Raw genomic sequence first — 24108 nt, 5'->3', positions numbered from 1 at the left:
AATAGCAAATAGAAAAAAGTCGTAAATGTTGGTCAGGTACGTACCTTTAATACTATTGCTGAGACCATACAGACCATGAGCAATTCGCAAGCCTACGACGAAATCACTGTCGCCTCGGACGGCGTGACAGTGACCAAACGGTTCGAGGCGGACGAGTTCCCTGTGCCCGCGATTGCGTTCAATCTCACTTCGCGTCGGTCCGTCCCGGTGACAGTCAGACTGGTCGACACCGTCCCGGAAGACGTGGCAGTCGAGGACCTCGGCTTCCACCCCGAGTACGGCAGCGAGTACTGGGACATCAACGAGGACCGGATCGCCTTCGAGAAGGAACTAGAGCCCGAAGCCGACTACACAACCGTCTACGGTATCCGTGCGACGGGAACCGACGACGTCGAGAAGTTCCTGACGGAACCCGAGATCGAGAACGTGGACCCGCCCCTGGACGAGGACGAGGAAGACCTCGTCGGGGGCGGCGACGACGCCGTTCGGAACGTCATCGCCGGTGACGCCGACAGCGTTCCCGGTCTCGAAGACGATGACGACGAGGACATTGAGACGCTGGACCTTTCGGACCCGAACAACCCGGATGCAGGTGTCGAAGCCCCGGAAGAGAGCAACGCCGCCCCGGCGGACTCCGAGGTACAATCCGGCGCTGTGGTCGCGACGATGGCACAGGAGATCCGCGAGCAGAACGTCTCCCCCGAGGACGTGAAACTCCTCAAACGCGCGCTCGACGCTGTCTCCGAGGACGGTAACGACACCGGTGGCGTCAACGACGCTCGGATTCAGCGCATCCAGAGCGATATCGCGGACCTCCGTGCATACACCGACGCCCTCGAGGAGTTCCTCGAGGAGAACGGTACCGGAGCGGACATGATTCAGGAGTTCAGCGAGCGTCTCGATTCCTTCGAAGAGTCCCTGAGCGGGTTCGAAGACGAGGTCCAGTCGGCGACGGAGACAGCCACCGCCGCCTCCGACCAGGTCGACGAACTTTCCGAGGAAGTCGAGGGTGTCGAAGGACAGCTTGACGACCTCGAAGACGACATCGAGGCCGTCCGCGAGGAGATCGGCGAAGGCGAACTCGCTGACCGGCTCGAGGAAACCGAATCGGAGATCGAAGAGCTCCAGGAGTGGCGCGAACAGCTGTCGTCGGTTATCGGCGGCGGCGACTAACCGAACTCGTTTTACCGGTCCCCCGTCTGTGCCTGCATAATGACGACGACGAGAGTGGCCGTTCCGCGCAAGGGCCGGCCTCTCGAGGCAGTGCTGGAGCGACTCGCCGGGCGCACGGGAACCACCGACCTGGCCGACGAGATCATCTCGACGCTTCGCTACGAGAAGGCCGTCACCAAGGGCACACAGGACGCGGTCGCCGACGTGTACCATCGCATCAGCGACTACTCCTCACTCGAAGAGCCCTCCAGGCCGGAATACACGCTGCTGCGGGACGACCGCGACGGGATGCCCCGGCGGATCGTCTTCGACAGCGTCACCGTCCCGACCGAACACGGCGACGTGCAACTGGTCGGTCGCGAGGAGCCGTTCCGGGCACTCCGGACCCACGAGTTCGCGCTCGGGTTCGACAGCGCCGACCTCGTTCTCGAAGAGGTCGTCCAGTTACGTGACGAGCCGCTGACCGCTATCCACGAGATCAACGACCGTATCGACCCGCTGGATACTGACGTGCGGGTCGTGACCGGGCTGGGAGATACGGTATACCACACGCTGCTCGCGACGCCGGAAGTCCTGGATTCACAGGACGGCCCCCTCGACCGGGCCTTCGTCACCAATTACGAGGGCGAACTCTGCATCTCACCGCGGTACGAGCGACTCGTCGAAGCCGTTCTCGGAACTAGCGCGCTCGATGGCGTCTCCTTTACGTATCCCACGGAGGGGGGCGAAGAGGAAGAAGACATCGCGGCGACCGGCCTCGGCGTCTACCTCACCGTCACGGGGTCGACTGCGCGCGAACACGGCCTCGAACTCGGCGAGCAGTTGTTCCCCAGCGAGACCGTGCTTCTGGAAAACGCCCACGAGCGCACCGAGACGACGAAACAGGTCGCCTCCCTGTTCGAGGAGCCCGAAGAAACGGCGCTGCAGTCGGTCTAAAACCGTTTTCAGAGACGCCGCCGTTGGATGAGTTTGGCAGCGACGCCGACGGGCACGACGACCCACGCCGCGAGCGCCGCGGCGACCATCGGCACGGTCAGCCCGGCCTGTGCCAGCACGCTGCCGAAGCCGCCGGCGACCACGTCCACCTGCGAGAGCGCGAGCACGCGGAAGCAGTCCACGGGGTTGAGCAGTATCGCCGCGGCGATCGCGCCGGAGCCGAGGTCGAACCCTGCGACTGCCCCCAGTGCGACCAGGTCGTGCAACAGCGCGACCCACAGCCAGATGGCCAGCGCCGCACCGAGCGCGTGGGTTTTCGTCCGTGCGACTGTCGAGACCAGCACCGCCACGCCGAGCATCGCACAGGCTGTCAGGACCGCTGCGAGGGCGACGGCGGCGTACTGCCCGACGCTGCCGAGACCGATGTAGCGGACGGTCAACAGCGCGCCGGGAACGAAGCCCAGCAACATCGCGCCGGACAGCACCGCCGCCCGGCCGATGGCAGTCCCGACGACGACACGGCCTTTCGTCACCGGGAGCGCGAGCATGAGTTCGAGCGACCCGCGCTCGTCCGCCCCGACGATGGCGTCGTAGCCGACCGCCAGTGCGGTCAGCGGCACGAGGTAAACGCCGAGTTCGGCGATAGTCGCGATCACCGCATCGAAGCGACCCGGGCCGACCGAACTCGCGCCGAACTGGACAACCGCGGTGGTGAAGAGACCGAACAGCAGCGCCACGCCGAGCGCCCACCGGCTCCGCACGGCCAGCCGGTACTCTCGACGAGCGATGGTGAGCAGACTGCTGTCGGCAAGCCGGGCGAGCGCCGATTCGTCGGCAGCGTCCGTGGCCGTACTTCCCTCGGTTCCGCCGTCGTGCAACCGGGTAGCCGGAGCGTCGACCGAAACGACGCCGCCGTCCGGGGTCGGATCTGTCGAGGAGTCGCCCTCGCTCATGCCGGCTCACCTCCCGAGTCCTCGGTCGCCGCCTCCGCAGCCGCCGCTGTGCTGTCGGAGCCGGGATCATCGCCGTCGTCCGCCCCGACGGCCTCGTGGAACGCGGCTTCGAGGCCGGGTTCGCGGACCTCGAAGCGGTCGATGTCGTACCCCTCACCGACGGCGGTCAGCAGGTCGTAGGCGTCGGTCGGCGTAGTCCGTGCTGTCACCTCCGCGCCGGAGCGGCTGACGCTGGACACTGCCTCGTGGTCCCCGAGGTCGGTCGCCGCGTCGCTCGCAGCCGCCTCGGACGCGAGGGACAGCGACACCGTCACCTCGTCGGCGGCAGCGCGGCGAAGCTCTTCGACCGGTCCCGCAGTCGCCACCTGTCCGTCGGCGACGATGACTGCCTCCGAGCAGAGCCGCTGAATCTCTCCGAGCGCGTGCGAGGAGAAGACGATAGTCACGTCGGTCTCGGCCGCCAGGGATTCCACGACCTCGTGGAACGCCCGGATGCCGTCGGGGTCGAGCCCCGCGGTCGGTTCGTCGAGTATCAGCACGGCCGGCTCGCCGACGAGTGCCGTGCCGAGTCCGAGCCGCCTGTTCATCCCGTTTGAGTAGCCGCCGACGCGTCGGTCCGCGGCGTCCGCGAGTCCGACGGTGTGCAGGATGCGCTCGACGTGGTGTGCCCGGTCTTCCCGGGGCACCGACCGCATCCGGGCGTGGAACCGGAGTACCTCGCGGCCGGTCAGGCTCGGCGGGAAGCCGGCATGCTCGGGGAGATAGCGCACTCGCTCGCGGACGGCGGTCCCGTCGGTCGGGTCCGCGCCGGCGACGGAGACGCTGCCGTCGTCCGGTCGGTTCAGCCCGACCAGCAGTTTGAACAGCGTCGTTTTGCCGGCCCCGTTCGTGCCGAACACGCCGAGGGTGGCCCCCTGTTCGACAGACAGACTCAGTCCGTCAAGCGCCTGCACATCGCCGTACGCTTTCGATACACCGTCGACTTCAATCACGTTCATAGTAGCTCCTCCAGTTCTCGTGGGGTGGTTCGGTGAGCGGGCGGGCATCGACGACGCCGGGCGACTGGACGACCGGAACGGACGACTCGGCCAGCCGAACGGCGTCGAAGGCCGGGCTGCTGGCGAACACTCGCGCGGCGGGCTTTTCGGCAGTCACCTGCTGGACGGTCCCGGCCGGCTGGTAGCGGGTGTCGCCGACGCCGTCGTCGTCAACGTCCGTCGGGTTCGCCCGGGACCAGTAGTTCCCGACGCTCTCGTTCCAGTGGACCTGGTCGCTCATCACCGCGAGCACCGGCCTGTTGTTGCGGATGAAACTGTTCTCTGTCACGGTGCCGTCGGTGCTGCCGGCGGCGATGTGGACGCCGACGTCGTTGCCGACGACGAGGTTGCCGACGATGCGGTTGCTGACGGAGTTGTAGACGAACAGCCCGTTCTCGTTGTCGACGAGGTGGTTACCGCGGATATCCGTGTCGTCGATGCTCTTGACCAGAATGCCGTGGCCGGACTGCCCGCTGTTGTTCACCGCGACGTTGTCCTCGATGTCGAGGTGTTTCGACACCATCAGCGCGTACCCGACGTCGTTGTCGAAAGCGGTGTTGTTCCGCAGGTGTGAGTCGTCCGAGTACATGTAGTGGACCCCGTACCGGAGGTCCCACATCGTGTTCTCGCTGGCGTTGACGTCTTTCGCCCAGTTGAAGTAGAGTCCGTCCCGGACGGTGGTGATGTCGTTGTTCCGGATGACGCTGTCTTCGGTCTTCCAGATCTGGACGCCGTTGCCCCGCTTGGTCAACTGCGTTATCTCTTCGCGGCCGACGATGGTGTTGTTGCGGACCTCGGCGTCGTCGACGCCGTCGAGCCAGATGCCGAAGGTCATGTCGGTCACGCGGCTGTTACGGACAGTGACATCGCTGGCGTTGACGAATACCGCGGCGTCGTTCGTCGCGGTGCTGTAGCCGCTGTTGCGGACCCAGAGGTCCGCCACGGTAACGCCCTGGGCTTCGATGGCGAGGACGTCGCCCTCGCCGTCGCCGTGCAGCAGCGCCGACCCGGGACCGCTCCCGGCCAGCGTGACGTTCGGCGTCGTCACGACGAGAGTTTCATCGAAGCGACCGTCAAGCGTGACGGTATCGCCGGGGTCCGCCGCGTCGACTGCCGCCTGCGCGCTGCCGTACGTCTCGCCGTCGATCGTTGCGGTGCCGTCGGCCGACGGGGCGGTGAACGACTCGGTGTCGGGCACGTCGGGGTCAAAGGCGAGGTCGTCGCTGCCGGTCGGGCCGGCGCTGGCCATCCCGACAGCCACGACCGACAGCACGAGCAGGACTGCGGTACCGATGGCGAACGCACGCTCGAAATCGTGGGACAGTGGGCTCATGAGTGGGTTTCGGGTTGGTCAGGTTCGGCTGCGGTGGTCGTCGGGCGGTGCGGGGCGTCCTCATCGTCGTCGGTGTCGCCGTCACGGCCGAGGCGGTCCCGTACAGCGTCGGGGAGATCCCGAAGTCCGTCGCGTAGTCGGGTCGGGAGTTCGTCGAACGTGGCTGACTCGTCACGGTAGTAGTACGCGACTGCGAGCAGCCCAGCAGCCGTGGCGGCCATGTACGCGCCGAGGCCGAACCGGGAAACGCTGGTGATGTTGGCGACCTGATACTGGCCCCACAGCGGCGGCGTGAAGCCGTCGACGCCCATCACCGGCGCACCGGGATCGAGCGTGTGGCCGGCCTGCCAGAGCCGGTACTGGATATCGGCCAGCATCACGGTGAACACCAGCACGGTGCCGCCGAACTGGTATTTCAGGCCGCGCTTGAGCTTCTCGGTAGTCGGTGCGACGGCGACGAACACCGACAGCAGTGACACGCCGATGAACGCAACGGGCCCGAGCGCCCACTCGGGCACGTCGATGGCGTTCTCCTCAACGGGGAAGTTGGGCTCGACTAACACCGGGTCGGGGAAGTAGAACCCGACGTAGTGGTTCAGCCGCGCCATCTCGATGAAATCCCCAGTCAGGTGGGGGTAGGCGTACAGGGAGACGTGAAGCGTCGTGCTCGGATACTGGACCGCGTCGACGCTGATGTGCCACATCGGGAACGCGAGCGCCGCGACGAACAGCAGCGCCGCTACCACGGGGAGGCCCCGTCGAATCTCGCGGAAGTCGTCGAAAGTGGGTCGTTGCATGGCTGGACACCTCCGAGATGGGCTGTAGCGCTACCCCTCCGCCGGTTCGACGATCATCCGGCTGCGCATCTCCAGGTGCAGGGCGCTACAGAAGTACGTGCAGTAGATCCAGTACACCCCGGGGTCGTCAGCCGTGAACGTGACCTCACGGGTGTCCTGTGGGGCCACGGCGTAGTTGATGTCGTGCTCGGGGATGGCGACGCCGTGGATGATGTCCTGCACGCCCTCGATGTTGGTCGTGGAGAGTTTCACCTCGTCGCCCTCCTGGACCGTGAAGTCCGGCAGGCCGAACTCCGAGCGCTTGGTCGTCATTTTGACGTGGACGCTGTTCTCGCCCGTGCGCTCGACGCCGGAGTCCTCCTCGGTGATGTAGGTCTCCTCGTAGTCGTCCTTGTCGTACACCTTCTTGGCGTCGATCTTGTCCTTGTGGGCGAACACGCAGTCGTGTGGCTCGGGGTAGGCCGGGTGGTCCGCGACCAGTTCCATCTCCTCCTCGCCCTGGCCGATGTGGATGAGCTGGTCGTTGTCGGGCATGATCGGGCCGACCGGGAGGAACCGGTCCTTGGAGAGCTTGTTGAGGCTGACGAGCCACTCCCCGTCTGGGTCGGTCGTCATCGCCTCAAGGGCCTGGATGTGCCCGGGGTTGTAGTGGACGTCCTGCTTCTCGATGATGGGGTCCTCGGACCCCTCTTCGGCCTCGACGGCCGCCTCGATGTCCCACTTGACGGCCTGTGAGTCGATGAACAGCGACGTGTAGGCGTGTCCGTTGCCGTCGAAGGTAGTGTGCAGCGGGCCGAGTCCGACGCGTGGTCGCCCGGCGACGACATCCTCGGGGTCGGAGGAATCGGCCAGCGCGTTCAGGTCGATCATCGTCACCGTCGGCGAGAGCTTCCCCGCGACGAAGGCGTAGTCGCCGTTCGGGCCGACCTCGACACAGTGGGGGCTTTTCGGCGTCGGAATGTACTTCACGATGGGACGGTCGCCCTGGTTGAGCGAACTGCCCTGCGTGCCGTCGACGACGGGAATGCCGTTGACCTCCTCGTAGTTGCCGTTCTCGACGGCCTGCTCGATGGCCGGAATGTCGAACGCCTTGACGTTGTCCCGGTCGTCTTTCGTCATGCCCTGGATGTCGGTGGCCTCCTCGCTGTTGTACGCCGAGGAGATGGCCCACCGACCCTCTTTGCCGGTGTCGACGATGTCGAGATTACCGTCGACCTTGACCTGCCACTGAGTCTCCATCGACTCGGGGTCGACGGCGACGAACAGCGACGTGTAGTTGTCCGGGTTCTTCACGTCGGTCCCGTCGTTCGGGAGCGGCGCGCGGAACTCGCCGTTGCCAAGCACGTACTTCGTGTCCGGCGAGAGGACACAACAGCCGTGGATGGCCTGCATGTTCGGGACGTCCGTGATGGCGTCCGTTTCGAAGTACGTGAGATTCACGCGGGCGATGCGGCCGTTGGCCTTGTCGTTGACGTACAGGTACTCGCCGTCGTAGTCGCCATCCGTCTCCGAGAGGTTCGGGTGGTGGTTGTCACCCCAGCTGTAGCCACCGCCTTCTTCGAGCAGTTCCTGGGTCCCATCGGTGAAGCCATAGCCCGACGCACAGTCGGTGTTGAACACCGGGATGCGGGTGAGCTCCCGCATCGACGGGATGCCGATGACCCGCAGTTCGCCTGAGTGGCCGCCGGACCAGAAGCCGTAGTACTCGTCGTGTTCGCCGGGTTCGACGGTGTGGCTCGCGCCGCTGCCCGATGGCGTCGACTGGCTGCCGGCGCTGCCATCGCCGCCGGTCAGCGCCGAACAGCCGGCCACCGACCCCATCGCACCGGCAGCGACGCCGGCCTTCATGAAGTCGCGGCGACCGAGCGAGAGGCCGGGCAGTCCCAGCGAGAGGCCGTCGTCTTCAGCCGCTTCGTCCGGGGACTCGACTTCCGCCAGGACCGAGTCGAGGGTTTCTTCGTACTCTTCAAGGACTTCGTTCGGATCGCGTGGGGTTTCGTTCTTGCTCATATCAGACCACCTTGATTGTGCCGACCATCCCGTTCATCTCGTGGGGGATGCAGTAGTACTCGTACGTCCCCGTCGTCTCCAGCGTGACCTCGTAGCTCTCGCCTTTCGGGATGTTGCCCTCCTGTCCGTTGCTGTAGCCGTCTTTCGCGGCTTGCTGGGAGTCGAACCCGCCGGACGCGAAGTAGTCCGCGCCGTCGGGAATCTTGCCCTCGTAGGCTGTCACCGTGTGGCCGATGCTGCCGACGTTCTCGAATGTGACCGTCGTGCCCGCCTCGACCTGGATTTTCTTCGGCTCGTATGCCAGCCCGTCCGTCATTTCGACGGTGCTTGTCTCGGTCCACTCGGACCCGCTCCCGCCGTCACTGGACTCGGTGTCGCCGCCGTCTGACCCGTCACCGCCACTGCTGGAGTCGCCATCACCACTACTATCGGACTCGCCGCTCGACGAACAGCCAGCCAGCGCGACTCCAGCCGCGAGGCCCAGACCGCGCACGAATGTTCTACGCGTTTCCATGGTAGCTCACGGATGCAACTCGAAGACCAACCTGTATATATAGGGAACCGTACTCCCATTTCGCAGGAAGCCGGGCGAACATGTTCGCCGTTAAATAGTGTACCGAGAATTCATACCGGTATTCCGTCGGAATCCACCGACTGTCGAGCTGCCTGACCAGGTGAGTCGGAAGTGTCCGGTTCAGGCCTCGAAGAGGGGTGGCTCACATCGGCTTGCTCCGGGATGCGACAACGTCTACCCCGGGGCTATAGTAGCACACAGGGTCATCGTCGGGACGGGCGAACCCGTCGGCTCGCAGCAACGTATCGGTCTCGACGGTCGCCGACGCCGGGTATAGCGTCCAGGTGTCGTGGCTCACGTCGGTGTACCGGAGCGACCCGTCCGGGGCCTCGGTGTAGAAACGGTAGCGTTCGACCAGGAATTCGGCCAGCGAATCCGCGGTGGCGATGAACGGGTCGTCCGTCGGCCAGTACGTCGCCTCGTACACGCCGGGACGTGCCCCGGGATGCCGCCGTCGGCTGTCGAACTGTACGCGCCCGTCGCGAAACCGCAGGGAGATACGGGCGTAGTAGTACGGGAGGTGGTGAAACAGGCGCGCGCCGACGACGCTTGCCAGCCCCTGTGCGTCGAGGCTGAAGAAGTAGACGCTGGGGACGCCGTCGCGGGTGACGTACGTCCGGACGTTGATCTCCGGAAGCCGAACGCCGAGCGACCGGGGGAATCCCTTCGGCCGGACGGCGACGTTGGTGAACGGAACGACCGAGAGCCACGCCGACCCGTCGTAGCGGTCGGCGTCGAGCGACGCCGGGAGATGGGCGTCCATCAGTTCGGGGTCGACCGGCCAGTTCTCGAACAGCAACTGCCGCCAGCCCATCTCCAGGGGGAGGACCATACGATGGGTTTCGCGCCGTAGCGAAAAGAGTCTCCTGTTGGAAGCGTCGGACAGACACACGCCCGCGTGCAGGAACTAGTGCCGCTTCCAGTAGCTCAGGTGTCCACGGACTCCTGTAACCTCGCGAGACTGGTCAACACCGGATACGTCCAGAGCTGTTCTTCGTACATGTACGTGCAGAACTCGTGTGTCTCGAACCGATGAACGCTGGAATGTAGTTGGTCTTGGCGGTCTTCCAGGAGCGTTGTGACGTCGTTCTGGAACGTCTCGCGATACCACTCGGGCACGACTGTGCTATCGAGCGTATCGATGATTTCTTCGAGGCGCCCTCGGTACTCCTGCATCGACTCCTGCTCGATTCTGACAGCGCGGTCCAGCGAGGCTCGTTCGTCGATTGCTTGCTCTGCCGCGGCCACCAGCGAGCGTTTGAGCGGCGGCGAAAAGCTGACGTTTGTCTCAGGATGGAACAGCGCCGCGTAGTCCGGACCGAACTCGATGGCCACGTTCTCGACCAGCGATTCGTCGTACACTGACTCGTAGTGGTCGACAGCGAGGACCGTATCAGCGTAGGCGTCCCGCAACGCTTCGACGGGATCGGAGACGGATTGTCGGCTTCGCGCGCCGACGGGGGAGGAGGGCTGTCCGGCGGGATCGACGGCACGTAGGCGCTGAAGAAAGTCTTCGAGACCACTTTGCTCGGCCGCAAGCTCCGTATGCTCCACGTCAAGCACGGTGAGAGCCGTCTCTACCGGCTCGAGAATGTGGTCTCGCCATGTATGCAGGAACCACTGCGTGCCGTCCTGCGCAGGCGTCGTTGACATGCTAGTGTATCGTCCGGTAACAACAATAAGTGTTTTAGTTACCGGACAACACCGCTGTGTTCTGGAGGGCTATTTATATACCCTGCCGTTCCAGGTACTTCTACTCCCGCAACTCGTCGGGCGGTTTCACCTCGACCGATAGTCTCAGCACCGGTAAACGGACATTGATACCACCATCTATATCGATGTCTGAAAAACTGACCTAAATACGAAATATTTAGAGCTGCTTTCGGAAGTTACATTCGATTATACGTAATTATCGAGATTTACACGTATATAATCCAGCTAATACTTCCACTTTGGTATTTGTGTGACTAAATTGCCCATATTTGTGGCTACATTTTCCGAGGAGAGGTTTTTCGAGGGCTGACACACAGAGTACATGATCGTTGTCGGTCGGTTGGCAATTCTGCGGACGGCTACCCGGGACAACCCAGGACCGCTGGTCGTCGCCCTCCGCCGGTCGGGAGACGATCTGGTTGTTCCGGCCGTTCATAGCCCACATCCGGGTTTTTTAAATAACGACGGCAACTCTACTTGGACAATGACCGACGACGCCGACACACAAAACACGGGCCGCCGGATACAGTCCGTGGAGAACGCCTGTGAGATTATCGAGGTCGTCCAGCAGTCAAACAGTGTGACGTTGCAGGAACTGAGCCAGCGAATCGAGCTTTCACAAGGAACGCTTCACACGTATCTGGCAACGCTGACCGACTGCGGATTTCTCACGAAGGACGACGACACGTACCAGCTCGGCTTCCGGTTCGTCACCATGGGTGAACACGTTCGCAACGAGACCGAGCTCTACACCGCCGGACAGGAGGAAGTGGACAAACTGGCGGACAAGTCCGGCGAGTACGTCCACCTGGTCGTCGAAAACGACGGCCGCGAGGTCGCCATCTACGAGCGGCGAGGCGAACACGCCGTCGGGATGGACTATCACCTCCAGTTGCGGGAGGCCCCACAGCACCTCCACGACAGCGCTTCGGGGAAGGCGATCCTCGCGTGTCTCCCGGCCGAGCGCGTCGACGAAATAATCGACCGGGAGGGCCTCTCAAGCCAGACACAGCACACGATCACCGACCGAGCGGCACTTCGCGAAGAGCTAGAAACCATCCAGGACCGGGGGTACGCGACGAACGACGAGGAAGAGATCCGGGGCCTCCGGGCGGTCGGAGCGCCGATTCTGGACAACGATGGGAGCGTCGTCGGCGCGGTCAGTGTGACGGCACCGACCAGCCGCCTGAAGGGTGACCGCTTCGACACCGAAATCCCCGAGATGGTGATGGAGGCCGCGAATCTGATCGAAGTCAATCTCGAAATGACCTCGTTTGATCGCGGCACGTGACAGGGGCGCGACAGACCCGCCGCCATGTATCGGCGGCGACCACTAAACAACGACTGCGCACAGCCAGCTTGTCGACAGCTTCGACATTTGGATAGCTCAAATCGCGGCTGCGCTACTGTGACGTTCATCCGGAGCGAGCGGTCCGCTGAGCGAGCAACAATAACAGTCGTACCATCGTTAGCAGAGGAGCTACGATAGCCCGCCGGCCCCGATAGCCGCCCGTGCAGACAGTCTACAACGGGTCACTGCGTGGCTGTCGGGTGTAGCCGCAGATCTGTCCCCGTATAGGGCCCCGCTGCTGTGTTACCGCGGCCTCATTTGAGACAGTCGAAACACCGACTGGTGGCTTTCGTTGGCCAGACCACAGTACAGTGTTCTTACGTCACGTTCTGAACCAACAGACTCGCTTTCACCTGTACAGTATGCCTCATACCGCATTGATAGTATCAAATCAGAATTTGTGGATTATCCGGCGCACGGACCGTCATCCACACACCTCGGACCTAATAAGACGGTTCCATGGGATTAATGGCTAGTTTGTTATGTTCAAACCATCCGCCCCACAGACACTCCCAAATATTTATTAACAATACCGGTATCTGTGCGGATACACTGTCTCACTCCAGCCGTCGGATGCTGACAGTCACTACGGAAGCCGCGTGCCGAACCACTCTGCGTACCGGCCCAGTGCGATCCCATCCCGACGCGAATGGGCGTACGCAACGGCACCGACAGCCGAATCCATCAGCAAATCATGAGCACACACAAGGAGCCGACAGAGCAAGCGCCGGACGAGGACGAATCGCCAATCGAGACTGCCCGCTACCAACTCGAGCGGGCGGCCGAACACCTCGATCTCTCCGAGGGGCTGCTTGAACAGCTTCGCCATCCATCGAAAACCGTCGAGGTGTCTGTGCCGATCCGCCGAACCGACGGGAGCGTCGAGGTGTTCAACGGCTATCGCGTCCAGCACTTCGAGGTCAGAGGGCCGTACAAGGGCGGCATGCGATACCACCCCAGCGTCTCCGCCGAGGAGTGTACGGCACTGGCGATGTTGATGACGTGGAAGTGTGCGGTGATGGACCTTCCCTTCGGCGGCGCAAAGGGCGGGATCGTCGTCGATCCGTCGACGCTCAACGCACAGGAGATCGAGCAACTGACCCGTCGGTTCGCCGAAGAGCTACGCGAGGTCGTCGGGCCGACGAAGGACATCCCCGCACCCGATATGGGGACCGACGAACAGACTGTCGCCTGGTTCATGGACGCGTATTCGATGCAAGAGGGCGAGACGGTCCCCGGCATCGTAACCGGGAAACCGACGGCCGTCGGCGGGACACACGGTCGTGAGGAAGCACCCGGCCGGAGCGTCGCTATCGTCGCCCGGGAAGCGCTCGACTACTACGGCGGGAGCATTGCGGGAGCCACTGTGGCCGTGCAGGGCTTTGGCGCTGTGGGCGCGAACGCTGCACGCCTCCTCGACGCCTGGGGCGGCTCCGTCGTCGCTGTCAGCGATGTCGACGGCGGCATTTACGACGAGTCCGGTCTCGATGTTGCATCGATTCCCACTGACAGCGACGAGCACGGCCAGCTAGAGGATGTTGACGCACCACGTCAGCTATCCAACGCCGAACTGCTGGAACTCGATGTCGATATCCTCATCCCTGCAGCGGTCGGCAACGTCCTGACCCGGGACAATGCGGCGGACGTGCAGGCGAGCATCATTGTCGAAGGGGCGAACGGCCCGACAACGACGGCAGCCGATACGGTGTTCGAAGAGCGCGACATCCCAGTCATCCCGGACATCCTCGCCAACGCCGGTGGCGTCACCGCGAGCTATTTCGAATGGCTTCAGCACATCAACCGACGGAGTTGGTCCCGCGAGGAAGTCAACGACGAACTCGAAACCGAGATGCTTGACGCCTGGGACGCGCTTCGAGCCGAGGTGGAGGACCGCGGTGTCACGTGGCGAACGGCCGCATACATCGTCGCGCTCTCGCGAATCGGTGACGCTATGAACGCCCGCGGGCTATGGCCGTAGCAACGGATGTCGCTGCAATCCACCCACTCGCGAGACCACAGATCCGCGTCACCCGTCGCGGTACTCGGTGTCCCGTTCGACCTCGGCGCTGACCGGTTCGGCGTCGACATGGGACCGTCGGCGATTCGCTACGGCGGCCTCAGTGCCGCGCTCGATACGGCCGGCGTCGACTACACCGACGTTGGTGACCTATCACTGCCGACGCTACGGACCCAGTCGGCGCCACCCGACGCCGGTGCGAAGTACCTCGACGCCATCGCCGAAATGACCGAGACGCTCGCCGGTCGGGTGGCGACCGAAATCGCCGACGGGAGTGTCCCGCTCGTGCTGGGAGGTGACCACTCTATCGCGATGGGCACCATGCGCGGCGCGGCCCGGGCGGCCGAAATCGGCGTCGTCTGGTTCGACGCCCACGGCGACTACAACACCCCGACCAGTTCGCCCAGCGGCAACGTCCATGGCATGCCGCTCGCGGCCGCCCACGGCTACGGTGACTTCGCCGAGATACCGTGGGCCACCGCCCCGAACGTCGCCGCGGAGAACACCGTCATCGTCGGGGCGCGCAGCCTCGACGCCGACGAGCGAGCGGTTCTCCGGGAGAGCGAGATAACCGTCTTTACCATGGCCGACATCGACAAGCGGGGTATCGGCCCCGTAACCGAGGAGGCACTCGACATCGCGACCGACGGCGTCGACGACATCCACGTCAGCCTCGATTTGGACTGGCTCGACCCGGACGACGCGCCGGGGGTCGGGACACCGGTCCCGGGCGGTGTCACGTACCGGGAGGCACACACTGCGATGGAACGGGTCGCCGACCGCGACGCCGCCGAATCCGTGCTGCGCTCGCTCGATGTCGTCGAGGTCAACCCCATCCTCGACCAGCGTAACGAGACGGGCGAACGGGCGGCCGAACTCGCCGCGAGCGCGTTCGGCAAGCGGATTCTGTAATCCGGCTTGGAACTGCGGCAAGCGAACCGGGGTATGACCGTCGCTCGGCCTCGGAACACAGTGATTTATTACTGGTGATTGCAAACATGCTAGCATGGACCGCGATACTGCAGAGCCGCGTGTCGACACCTTGCCCGGCCCACAGAGCAGCGAGTGGGTCGAGTATCACCACGAGACCGCCGCGCCGAGCACGTACGTGTACGATTTCGTCTGGGACATCACTGCGGACGCAATCGGTCCGTTCTGTACCGACGCGGACGGTAACGTCCTGCTCGATTTTACCAGCCACGTCGCCGCGTCGCCGCTCGGATACAACAACCCGAAAATCCTCGACCGGGCCGACGAGTTCGACATGGTCGACCCGCTGAAAATCGCCGGCCAGGACTTCTACGTTAGCACCGGCGGCTCGCCCGACGAAACGTCGTTGCCCGGTCCCGCCCACCTGATGGACAAACTGACCGAGATCACAAGTCAATACGGCTTCGACACCGTCTTCCTCTCGAACTCCGGCGCAGAGGCCGTCGAGAACGCGATGAAGATCTGCTACGACAACTGCGAGACGCCGAAGTACGGCATTACCTTTGACGGCGCGTTCCACGGCCGAACTCTGGGGGCGCTCTCGCTGAACCGTTCGAAGTCCGTCTACCGCCGGAAGTTCCCCGAACTCAGTGGGATTCACGACATCGAGTACTCCGAGGCCGGCGTCGCGCGCCTCCGGGAGAAGCTTGATGCAGATACCGGCCACATCCCGCCCGAGGAAGTCGCATTCCTGATCCTGGAGCCGATACAGGGCGAAGGCGGCTATCACGTCCCGAGCCCCGAGTTCCTCTCGGCCGTCGACGATCTCTGCAGGGAGCACGACATCCCGATCATCGCCGACGAAATCCAATCGGGGGTCGGTCGAACGGGCGAGATGTGGGCCGTCGACCACTACGACATCGAGCCGGACGTCATCACGAGCGCGAAAGCGCTCCGGGTCGGCGCGACCGTCTCCCGGTCGGACATTTTCCCGTCCGAAACGTCGCGGCTCTCCTCGACGTGGGGCGCCGGCGACATCCTGGGCTCGATGCGTGGTGCCCTGACACTCGCCGCTATCGAGGACCACGATCTGCTGGACAACGCCGCCGAGAAGGGGACGTACTTCATTGATCGACTTCGCGATATCTCGGCCGACCGTCCGTTGGTCGAGGACGTGCGCGGCCTCGGCCTGATGACTGCCCTGGAGTTCGATACGGCTGACCGCCGCGACGCCGTGATGGAAACCGCGCTTCAGCACGGCCTTCTCACGCTCGGCTGTGGCCAGAAATCTCTCCGACTCCTCCCGCCGCTCGACGTCACCGAGCGCGAACTGGAACTCTGTCTCGACATCCTCGATACGGTGTTTACCGAGGTTGCAGGCGCTGTCGCGTCGGCCTGACCGTCGCGACTTCTGCGGTAACCGAAATGTTAAAATATGACTGATTCGACTGTGGGACTATGCCACGAGTGGCAAACGTAGACAGACGGAGGTATCTACAGGCAATCGGTGGTACTGTCGCGACGCTGTCAGTCGCCGGCTGTCAGTCGGACAGCGGCGACTCACAGACGCTCACTGCGGGGACAGCGCCGGGCTTTCCGCCGTTTGAGATGAAACAGGACGGCGAACTCGTCGGCTTCGACGTCGAGTTGCTTGAAGCCGTCATCGCGGCGTCGGAGTACGAACTGAGCGGGTGGGAGGAACTGGAGTTCAAATCCCTCATCCCGGCGCTGAACAACGGCAACGTCGACGTCGTCGCGGCGGGCATGACGATCAACGACGACCGCGACGAAGCGATCGACTTCTCCGACCCGTACTACAGTTCGAACCAGGCCATCGTCGTCCGCGAGAGCGGGTCGTTCTCGCCGTCATCTCTAGACGACCTCTCCGGGGCGACAGTCGGGGCACAGAAGGGAACGACCGGTGAATCAGTCATCAAGGACCAACTCATCGAAGCGGGAACGATTCCCGAGTCTAACTACAACGCGTACGGCAACTACGTGCTCGCCGTCGAGGACCTGCTGAACGAAAACGTCGACGTCATCATCATCGATGTCCCCGTCGCGAACTCCTTCGTGGCGGACCGCCCCATCGAGTCCGCGTTCGTCCACGAGACCGGCGAGCAGTTCGGCTTCGGGATTCAGTCCGGCAACGACGAACTCGCGGGTGCACTCAACAGCGGGCTGACCGCAGTTGAGGACGACGGGACGTACCGGGACCTGACCGAGAAGTGGTTCGGACAGAAGTGAGGCCATGGCAGCAATCCTACTTCAGACCGCCGACTGGCTGTTCGTCGTCGACAACCTGGGGCTTTTGCTCGGCGGTGCTGCCGTCACCATCGCACTCACCGCAGCCAGCATTCTCCTGGGATTCGCCGTCGGATTCCCGGCCGGTGCGGTAGAGGTGTACGGCTCGGACAGGGCCCGGCGGCTGGTCGAACAGGTCGGGGTTGCCCTCCGTGGCACGCCGTTACTGGTCATCATCATGATCCTGTACTTCGGCCTGTCAATCTCCAGTAGCGCGTTCGTCACGGCGGTCATCGCGCTTGGTCTCCGGAGCGCCGCCTACCAGTCCCAGATCTTCCGCGGCGCGCTCCAGAGCGTCGACGACGGGCAACTGGAAGCAGCACGCGCCGTCGCAATGTCCCGGTTCGAAGCGATTCGACATGTCGTCGTCCCGCAGGCGCTCCGCCGGAGCGTCCCGGGGTTCCAGAACGAGTTTACCATCGTACTCAAGGACACGAGCATCGCCATCGTCATCGGCATCGGCGAACTGCTGACGACGGGGCAGAACCTCTACGAGGGCGGGCAGTCGACCGCGGCGCTCGAGATATTCCTCGTCGTCAGCCTCGTCTACTTCGTGCTGACGTTCGCGACGAATCGGTCGCTCGACAGACTCAGTAACTATTACGCGGTACCGGAGGGAACGACATGACACAGCCACTACTCTCAATCGACGACCTGCACAAATCCTACGGGAGCGAAGAGGTACTGGAAGGCGTTGGCCTCGAGATGGACCAGGGCGACGTGACGGTCCTCATCGGCCCCAGCGGTTCGGGCAAGTCCACGCTGCTCCGGTGTGTGAACCGACTGACGGAGATCAACAGCGGCCGGATCGCCCTCGATGGGCAGGACGTGACCGGAGCCGACACCGACGTCAACGAACTCCGCAAGCAAGTCGGCATGGTGTTTCAGGACTTCAACCTCTTTGCGCATCTGACGGCGCTCGAGAACGTCACGCTCGGCCCGAAAAAAGTGCTGGGCATGGACGGTGCCGACGCTGAGGAAGCCGGACGGACCCATCTCGAACAGGTGGGACTGCTGGAGCAGGCGGACTCCTACCCCGCTGAACTCTCCGGCGGACAGAAACAGCGCGTCGGTATCGCGCGCGCACTCGCGATGGATCCAGAACTGTTGCTGTTCGACGAGCCGACCAGCGCGCTCGACCCCGAACTCGTCGGCGAAGTGGTCGAGGTGATGCGCGACCTCGCCGCCGAGGGCATCACGATGCTCGTCGTCAGCCACGAGATGGATTTCGCCCGGTCGGCCGCGTCGGACATCGTGTTCCTCGACGACGGTGAAATCGTCGAACACGGCCCGCCGGAGCAACTGTTCCAGAACCCGACAGCGGACCGAACCGAACAGTTCCTGAGCAGACTGCACGCACACGAGGAGACGGCATGAGCACGGCCGAATCGACAACGTCGCCGAATCCGGGGCTCCGTGACCGCGTCGGGACGGTCTTCACTGTCCGCCCGCTCACCGTGGGCCTGGCACTGTTCTGGGTCTGGGTTCTCGCCCGCTGGACCACTGATTTCGTTCTCGCGGGGGTATTCGGGCTCGACCGCGGCACGCCGTTTGTCCCGGCAGCCCCGTTTCTGACAACAGCGGATAGCGTCGCCTCGTTCGCCGCGCCACTCGGTGCCGCCGGAGCGCCGCTGCTGTGGCTCGCTGACACACTCCAGTTTGCTGGTGACGCAACAGCGTACCTGCCGGCACTGGCCCACGGCGTCTGGACGACGGTGCTACTGACGGTTTTCAGCGTCTGTCTCGGGTTCACGCTGGCGCTCCCGCTCAGTGTCGTCCGTGTGTACGGAGGGCGGTGGGCCCGGTGGTTCGCGCTGTCGTACACGGAACTCATCCGCGGGACGCCATTGCTCGCCCAGTTGTTCGTCCTCTACTTTGCGACCTCACTCACGCAGGTTCTCAGAGGCGTCCCGGGGGTCGGCGTCGGATTCATTCCCGCGCAGGCGTTCTGGGTCGCTGTCATCAGTTTCACGCTGAACAGCGCCGCCTACCAGTCCGAATACCTGCGTGCGTCGCTGGAATCAGTCGACGGTGGGCAGTTGACTGCCGCACGCGCGATCGGGCTCTCGAAGCTCGAAGGGATACGGTACGTCGTCGTTCCACAGGGCCTCCGGCTCGCGCTTCCCAGCTGGACGAACGAACTCGTGTACCTCATCAAGTACTCCTCGCTGGCGAGCTTCATCACTGTGCAGGAACTGTACGGCAGGACAAGCACCATCGCTAACGAAACGTACCAGTATACGGAACTCTTTGTGCTGGTGGCGATACTGTACCTGGCCCTGGTCGTATCGGCATCAGCACTGATGGACCGTGTCGAATCGCACACTGCAACCGCCGGTGTCGGACACACCAGACAATGACCGCTCTGTCACGGTCACCGACCAACCATTTCAGCACATTCCATGAGTCACACTGATAGCGCCGGAGCACGGCTAACACTCGATCTGTGGCATCCGAACTGTTGGGCTATCGAAGCAACCGACCGCACCGATGGCGGTATCCTGGCACACACGGTGCAACAGACCGGCCAGTCGCCGACAGCATCGGTCAACGGGGTGTTTACAGCGTATGGAGCAACGACGTCGGCTGTCGAGGACTGCCTTGACGCAATCCATGCGTCGCCCCACGCCGGGGAGATACAGGAGCTTCAGGCACGTGTCGGACACAAGCGTGATGCGCCGGGGACTGTCGTCAGACAGTTCCTATTAGAGTACGATCCGGACGAGTTGGTCTGCCCGACGCTACTCGAACACGGGTTCGTCCACAGCGCTCCCGTCCGTATCGAAGACGGTCGCGAGCGGTGGCAGGTGAGCTTCACCGGAGAGCGGCCCGAAATCCGGTCCGCACTCGATTCTGTCGAAGCTGCCGCCGATGCCGACGTGTCGGTCGAATCCATCGTCACGCCGGACAGCGACTCCGAACGCTCCGTGCGTGAACTGCGAACCGACTCGCTGACGCCGGCCCAGCGGCGTGCCTTCGAAGCGGCACGCGAGGCAGGCTACTACCAGTGGCCGCGCGGGATTTCGGTTCGCGAACTCGCCTCACAGATGGACATCTCGAAGACGACGCTCCTCGAGCATCTCCGAACGGCTGAATCGAAACTCCTGGACCCTGAGTAACCCTAACAGGACAACAAAACTCGTTCCGAGAATCAACCAAATTCTGTATAGCAGTATATGATTTATCAGTCCGATAGCAGCCGTCTCGGATACTGGCAGATATTGAAGAAATGACGGTGAAATTACAGTAGCGAGTAGATTTCGGCCTCGTACACATCCCTGACCCGGGTCCCCCATTCGTGGGTGTAGGTATCGATGACATCCTGTGCCACGTCGCCTCTGAGGTATTTGACGACGCCACGGTCACCGGTTCGGTCCCGGAGGTGTGTCGTGAAGAAGTGCCTGAAGTAGTGTGGCGTAACGTTCTCTTCGGCTCCGCCACCGTCGGTGTACCAACCGAACTCGCGGGCGTGGGACTCGACGATGTGATGCACCATGTTCGGAGTGAGACGTTCACCCCAACTGTCGCTTGTCGAGACGAACAGCGGCTCCGCTGGGGACTGCGTGTCCGGACGGGTCGCAAGCCAGCGCCGCAGTACGGATGCCAGCTCCGCGTCGACCGGGATCGTCGTCTCCCGTTTTCGCTTGTTGGACGCTGTCCGTTCTTCCCCGTTACTGGCCTCGCCACGAGCCGGGGCTGCCGCGACGAACAACGAGTCCGGACGCCCGTCAAGCCCCGCTCGGACCGGAATTTCCGGTCTGGGGCCGGGGCTTTCGAGGTTGAGGTCCCGGATATCGAGGTTACACAGTTCGCCGGCCCGAATACCCGTCTTCAGTAACGTCACTACGATAGCCCGCTCTAGCGGATGCGAGATGCTGTCGACGAACGTACGCATCGACTGGAGGTCTATTTCCCGGCGGGTAGGGTCGGTGTTGATGGACTCGTCCATCTCCTCCATAACCAGCGTCATCGGGTTCGATTCGAAGACCCCTACCTGTGTCATGTACGCGAAAAACCGATGCAGATAGGAGGCATACGTCGCGACTGTGCTCTCCTCGACGTGGCCACGGAGACTGTGGACATATGCCATGCAGTCCCGGTGGGAGGCCTCCCGGACGGGAAGGGACTGGTGGCCGTCCGTCAGATAGGACTCGAAGTCCCGGAGGACGCGCTCGTAGGATGCACGGGTCCGGTCGCTCTTTCCGTGGTACGTGATGTCATCGAGGAAATACCCGACCGGGTCTGACTCGGCGTCCGGCGTGGCTGTATCCGTGCTCATTCGTCTCGAACGTACCCCCCGTGTCGCCCGCTGTACTGCACTTCGTTGTTGGACTGCAGTTCCTGTAGCGTGTCTTCGAGGCGCTCTTCGATATCGTCGGTCAGTTCCGCAAGCAGGTCCTCCCACTCGTAGTAGTCCCCGTCAGCCAGGATCTCCCGCACCCGGTCTTTCAGCCCGTCACCCCTGGGGGTAGCGTCCGGAGAACGGGGTTCCTCGCTATCGGCCCCAGCGTCGTCCGATTCAGTTGTCTCGGACGCTGCCGGCTCGAAGCCGCTTCGGCCTGCCTGTACCATCGTCCGGACGAACTCGCTCTGACTCATATCCAGTTCCTCGGCGTGGGCCTGCCACTGCTCTTTCTGGTAGGCCGGAATATACGTCCGAACCGTCGTTCGCTCACTGTCACTGGACACATTTCACCCTGGAACGCCGGGAACTTCAATGTAGTCCCATACTCAGAGATAAACACACTTATTTGGGTATATGGTCCCCTATACGGCGTCATTTTGCCCCATTAGTGACAACTAAGGCTCACTTCCGTAGAGAAATAAGCACACACTCACAAATAACTAATTCGGCCCGGTATGCTTCCTCGGGCTGATTCAGTCATCCACCTGTATCGGAGATATGCGGTGGTGGACATGTGGTCAGTCGGCGTGGACTCGTGATCCTTGTTCAGTGGGACTCACCTACTGGAATCTGGTACGGGACGGTAGCCGTTGCGCGCCGAGTGTCAAACCGTGAGCGGACGTCCCGGTCTGTTACTGGGGCTGTCTCTATTCTGGCGGCCGGCTAAACCGTGCCAACTGCGCGTCCAGGCACGCTCCTGGACTCGATATCTCCTGCCCAGCAGCCGGCTTACGTACTGAAATTCGAGAGCTGTGACAGCCATCACTCCCTACCCTGGTGAACAAGATACCCCACGGTTCACCGTGTCTCCGTGGTCGTTCTACGTTCCCGCCCTCGTGGAGCATCCACGCGAGTAGAGCGTACAAAATCCGAGACCACACTCACATGGCTCGTCGTTCCGGACTAGGGTCTCTCTCTGTGTCCCTCAAGCACGACGAGGGGAGCTATGGGTCTGGCCGCCCGGGTTGCCCAGAGCGGTTGAAGTAGGATATCAGACGAAGCTCTGACGATGGCCATCACCGTCGGTGAGTGGGATTGACGAGGTTTCCGAAATACCCAGCCCGGGCGAATTGCACCACGCTGGCCGGAAGATTCGAAATGGCTACACAGTGGCGGTGTATCGCCTGTCGCTGTCGTAGCGGACGAGTTGCGCAGGATACGGGCTAATCCCCGCCTGCGACCAGTCTGCTACCTGCTGGTCCTATGTCGGCTCTCTCGCATTAGGACGAGAAAATCAAGAGCATACTGTACGGTATCGACCCGCAGGACACAGCGGTGAGCCGAAATCCTACTGTATTAGCGTGCCCATGTCGAAGTAGAGGCATGCGCTTCCGACGATGCACATCTCGGGCGGGTGGGTCCGATGGCTAACGACGGACTCGTCCTCCTGTTTATGATTGCGATTGTACTGGTGGTCATGATTGTCGGCCTCGTCGGTGGTTTCTATCTGGTCAAGTACCTCGCCGAATACACGTTCAACTCGTAGCCAGGCTTCTGCAGAGTGCCGGTCATCTGACGCAGCAGGTAGAACAACGCTTCCTCACTTCGATATTTAATTACCAAAGGTAATCACTCGGCCGATGGCGAATGATTCGCTCGGACCGTATAAATTGTATAATGCTATACCAAAGAGAGGGAGTTAGAAGATGAAACTATATCGGGATTCGTCTCCGTGCAGTCGGGGTGTGGTTGGGACTAGCTACGAGAAACGCTATCACCGTTAAAACGGAACGATGCCTGCCATTCCTTGAGGAAATATTCGCTCATTCACGTTTGACGCCTATAGTAACAATTGGAACGATTTACTCACCGATCGTACTGCAATCGTGCGACCGGGTGTGCACTGAGTTTCAATGGCTCCTATAGCTACACACCACTAATCGGAGGGAGAACGAACTGCGCAGAACCCGGTCGCTACCCGAAAGAGTACGACTCGCGAGAAATCGACGCTATCACGCCGCATTTGACGACCTTCACGTATCGGTCAACCGCCGGTATCTAATTCCTGAATCTTAACATTGTTACCCGGATAGAAGTGTGTATGGCAAAAGACACGCCGGCATACGATTTCAAAGAGAGGGACGTCTACATCCTCCGAGAGCTTGCCAAAAACTCCAGCATTTCCTCCCGTGACCTCGCTGAAATCCTCGAAGACGAGTACGGCATCGATGTCTCGTATGTCACTGTCAACGAGTCCATCCGGAACATGCGTGAAGCAGGTGTGTTCCGAGAAGCAATCGTTCCAAACGAGGAGTATTTCATATTCGAACTGTTCGAATTCAAGTTCAACCCCGAGTACTTCGCGGACACGTGGCGCGAAACGATGGAGAAAATCCGCGACGACGAACACACGCTTATGTACTTCCTGTCGGACGGCGAGTACCAGTGGAAGTCTATCATGCTCTTTCCGACACGCGAACACGGCGAGCGTTGGCTCCACGAGTTCTACAAGAACCACGGCAAAACGGTGCTGAACGTCCGCACAAGTGTGATGACGAACGTCCTCGAGTTCGGTGCCAGTCCCGACCTCTTCGATTACCTCGACGGCGAGGATGACTACCAGTTCTAGCCCGCC

At 62.5% G+C, this 24108-nt stretch carries 23 protein-coding genes; 13 read left to right on the top strand and 10 right to left on the bottom strand.

What is annotated here, in order from left to right; all coding sequences use genetic code 11:
• Positions 1 to 75: 75 nt before the first annotated feature.
• Positions 76 to 1173 carry a hypothetical protein gene (locus tag ACOZ4H_RS11905; protein WP_424329479.1) on the top strand — a complete coding sequence of 366 codons (1098 nt, stop codon included), beginning with the start codon at positions 76 to 78 and terminating at the stop codon, positions 1171 to 1173.
• 39 nt (positions 1174 to 1212) lie between these two features.
• Positions 1213 to 2109 (top strand): hypothetical protein, encoded by an 897-nt coding sequence (locus ACOZ4H_RS11900; protein ID WP_424329478.1) that lies wholly within the window; start codon positions 1213 to 1215, stop codon positions 2107 to 2109.
• Between the two features lie 8 nt (positions 2110 to 2117).
• On the opposite strand, the gene ACOZ4H_RS11895 is transcribed toward ACOZ4H_RS11900, so the two are convergent.
• The 8 genes from ACOZ4H_RS11895 to ACOZ4H_RS11860 all read right to left on the bottom strand — a co-directional run bounded on the left by ACOZ4H_RS11895 (position 2118) and on the right by ACOZ4H_RS11860 (position 10466).
• Positions 2118 to 3062, bottom strand: coding sequence for an ABC transporter permease (locus ACOZ4H_RS11895; RefSeq protein WP_424329477.1), 945 nt, complete (start codon positions 3060 to 3062; stop codon positions 2118 to 2120).
• A complete protein-coding gene (locus ACOZ4H_RS11890) occupies positions 3059 to 4060 on the bottom strand; it encodes an ATP-binding cassette domain-containing protein (RefSeq protein WP_424329476.1) in 1002 nt (333 codons plus the stop codon). Before ACOZ4H_RS11890 ends, ACOZ4H_RS11895 begins: the two co-directional genes overlap by 4 nt.
• Positions 4047 to 5432 (bottom strand): right-handed parallel beta-helix repeat-containing protein, encoded by a 1386-nt coding sequence (locus ACOZ4H_RS11885; protein ID WP_424329475.1) that lies wholly within the window; start codon positions 5430 to 5432, stop codon positions 4047 to 4049. The genes ACOZ4H_RS11890 and ACOZ4H_RS11885 overlap by 14 nt, the downstream gene beginning before the upstream one ends.
• Positions 5429 to 6229 (bottom strand): hypothetical protein, encoded by an 801-nt coding sequence (locus ACOZ4H_RS11880; protein WP_424329474.1) that lies wholly within the window; start codon positions 6227 to 6229, stop codon positions 5429 to 5431. The genes ACOZ4H_RS11885 and ACOZ4H_RS11880 overlap by 4 nt, the downstream gene beginning before the upstream one ends.
• A gap of 30 nt (positions 6230 to 6259) precedes the next feature.
• Positions 6260 to 8239 carry a TAT-dependent nitrous-oxide reductase gene (gene nosZ, locus ACOZ4H_RS11875; RefSeq protein WP_424329473.1) on the bottom strand — a complete coding sequence of 660 codons (1980 nt, stop codon included), beginning with the start codon at positions 8237 to 8239 and terminating at the stop codon, positions 6260 to 6262.
• Position 8240: 1 nt separating this feature from the next.
• Entirely contained in the window at positions 8241 to 8753 is a 513-nt protein-coding gene (locus ACOZ4H_RS11870) for a plastocyanin/azurin family copper-binding protein (RefSeq protein ID WP_424329472.1), read from the bottom strand.
• 202 nt (positions 8754 to 8955) lie between these two features.
• A complete protein-coding gene (locus ACOZ4H_RS11865) occupies positions 8956 to 9645 on the bottom strand; it encodes a YqjF family protein (protein WP_424329471.1) in 690 nt (229 codons plus the stop codon).
• Between the two features lie 95 nt (positions 9646 to 9740).
• A complete protein-coding gene (locus ACOZ4H_RS11860) occupies positions 9741 to 10466 on the bottom strand; it encodes a DUF7260 family protein (RefSeq protein WP_424329470.1) in 726 nt (241 codons plus the stop codon).
• A 544-nt stretch (positions 10467 to 11010) separates the two neighbouring features.
• Between ACOZ4H_RS11860 and ACOZ4H_RS11855 the strand changes: the two genes are divergently transcribed.
• The 9 genes from ACOZ4H_RS11855 (at position 11011) to ACOZ4H_RS11815 (ending at position 20247) form a co-directional block, all read left to right on the top strand.
• A complete protein-coding gene (locus tag ACOZ4H_RS11855) occupies positions 11011 to 11817 on the top strand; it encodes an IclR family transcriptional regulator (RefSeq protein WP_424329469.1) in 807 nt (268 codons plus the stop codon).
• A 754-nt stretch (positions 11818 to 12571) separates the two neighbouring features.
• Positions 12572 to 13855, top strand: a complete 1284-nt coding sequence (gene gdhB, locus ACOZ4H_RS11850) for a glutamate dehydrogenase GdhB (RefSeq protein ID WP_424329468.1) — start codon at positions 12572 to 12574, stop codon at positions 13853 to 13855.
• 6 nt (positions 13856 to 13861) lie between these two features.
• Positions 13862 to 14806, top strand: a complete 945-nt coding sequence (rocF, locus tag ACOZ4H_RS11845) for an arginase (protein ID WP_424329467.1) — start codon at positions 13862 to 13864, stop codon at positions 14804 to 14806.
• Positions 14807 to 14900: 94 nt separating this feature from the next.
• Positions 14901 to 16223 carry an aspartate aminotransferase family protein gene (locus ACOZ4H_RS11840; protein ID WP_424329466.1) on the top strand — a complete coding sequence of 441 codons (1323 nt, stop codon included), beginning with the start codon at positions 14901 to 14903 and terminating at the stop codon, positions 16221 to 16223.
• Between the two features lie 59 nt (positions 16224 to 16282).
• Entirely contained in the window at positions 16283 to 17071 is a 789-nt protein-coding gene (locus ACOZ4H_RS11835) for a basic amino acid ABC transporter substrate-binding protein (RefSeq protein ID WP_424329465.1), read from the top strand.
• A gap of 4 nt (positions 17072 to 17075) precedes the next feature.
• A complete protein-coding gene (locus tag ACOZ4H_RS11830) occupies positions 17076 to 17756 on the top strand; it encodes an amino acid ABC transporter permease (protein ID WP_424329464.1) in 681 nt (226 codons plus the stop codon).
• The gene (locus tag ACOZ4H_RS11825) at positions 17753 to 18505 is read left to right on the top strand and encodes an amino acid ABC transporter ATP-binding protein (RefSeq protein WP_424329463.1); all 753 of its coding nucleotides are present in this window, start codon (positions 17753 to 17755) and stop codon (positions 18503 to 18505) included. Before ACOZ4H_RS11830 ends, ACOZ4H_RS11825 begins: the two co-directional genes overlap by 4 nt.
• Complete coding sequence (locus ACOZ4H_RS11820; protein WP_424329462.1) at positions 18502 to 19488, top strand: amino acid ABC transporter permease; 987 nt, start codon at positions 18502 to 18504, stop codon at positions 19486 to 19488. The genes ACOZ4H_RS11825 and ACOZ4H_RS11820 overlap by 4 nt, the downstream gene beginning before the upstream one ends.
• A gap of 42 nt (positions 19489 to 19530) precedes the next feature.
• Entirely contained in the window at positions 19531 to 20247 is a 717-nt protein-coding gene (locus ACOZ4H_RS11815; RefSeq protein WP_424329461.1) for a helix-turn-helix domain-containing protein, read from the top strand.
• A gap of 122 nt (positions 20248 to 20369) precedes the next feature.
• On the opposite strand, the gene ACOZ4H_RS11810 is transcribed toward ACOZ4H_RS11815, so the two are convergent.
• Positions 20370 to 21407: a tyrosine-type recombinase/integrase gene (locus tag ACOZ4H_RS11810; RefSeq protein WP_424329460.1), complete on the bottom strand. Its 1038-nt coding sequence runs from the start codon at positions 21405 to 21407 to the stop codon at positions 20370 to 20372.
• Positions 21404 to 21817: a DUF5805 domain-containing protein gene (locus ACOZ4H_RS11805; RefSeq protein WP_424329459.1), complete on the bottom strand. Its 414-nt coding sequence runs from the start codon at positions 21815 to 21817 to the stop codon at positions 21404 to 21406. Before ACOZ4H_RS11805 ends, ACOZ4H_RS11810 begins: the two co-directional genes overlap by 4 nt.
• A gap of 1079 nt (positions 21818 to 22896) precedes the next feature.
• Between ACOZ4H_RS11805 and ACOZ4H_RS11800 the strand changes: the two genes are divergently transcribed.
• Positions 22897 to 23019 (top strand): hypothetical protein, encoded by a 123-nt coding sequence (locus ACOZ4H_RS11800; protein ID WP_424329458.1) that lies wholly within the window; start codon positions 22897 to 22899, stop codon positions 23017 to 23019.
• Positions 23020 to 23574: 555 nt separating this feature from the next.
• Entirely contained in the window at positions 23575 to 24102 is a 528-nt protein-coding gene (locus ACOZ4H_RS11795; protein WP_424329457.1) for a winged helix-turn-helix domain-containing protein, read from the top strand.
• Positions 24103 to 24108 lie beyond the last annotated feature (6 nt).

The organism is Haloarcula amylolytica (assembly GCF_049705545.1).
Lineage (GTDB): Archaea > Halobacteriota > Halobacteria > Halobacteriales > Haloarculaceae > Haloarcula > Haloarcula amylolytica_B.
Note: the sequence above shows the minus strand (reverse complement) of the source record. Positions and strands in the feature narration are given on the sequence as shown.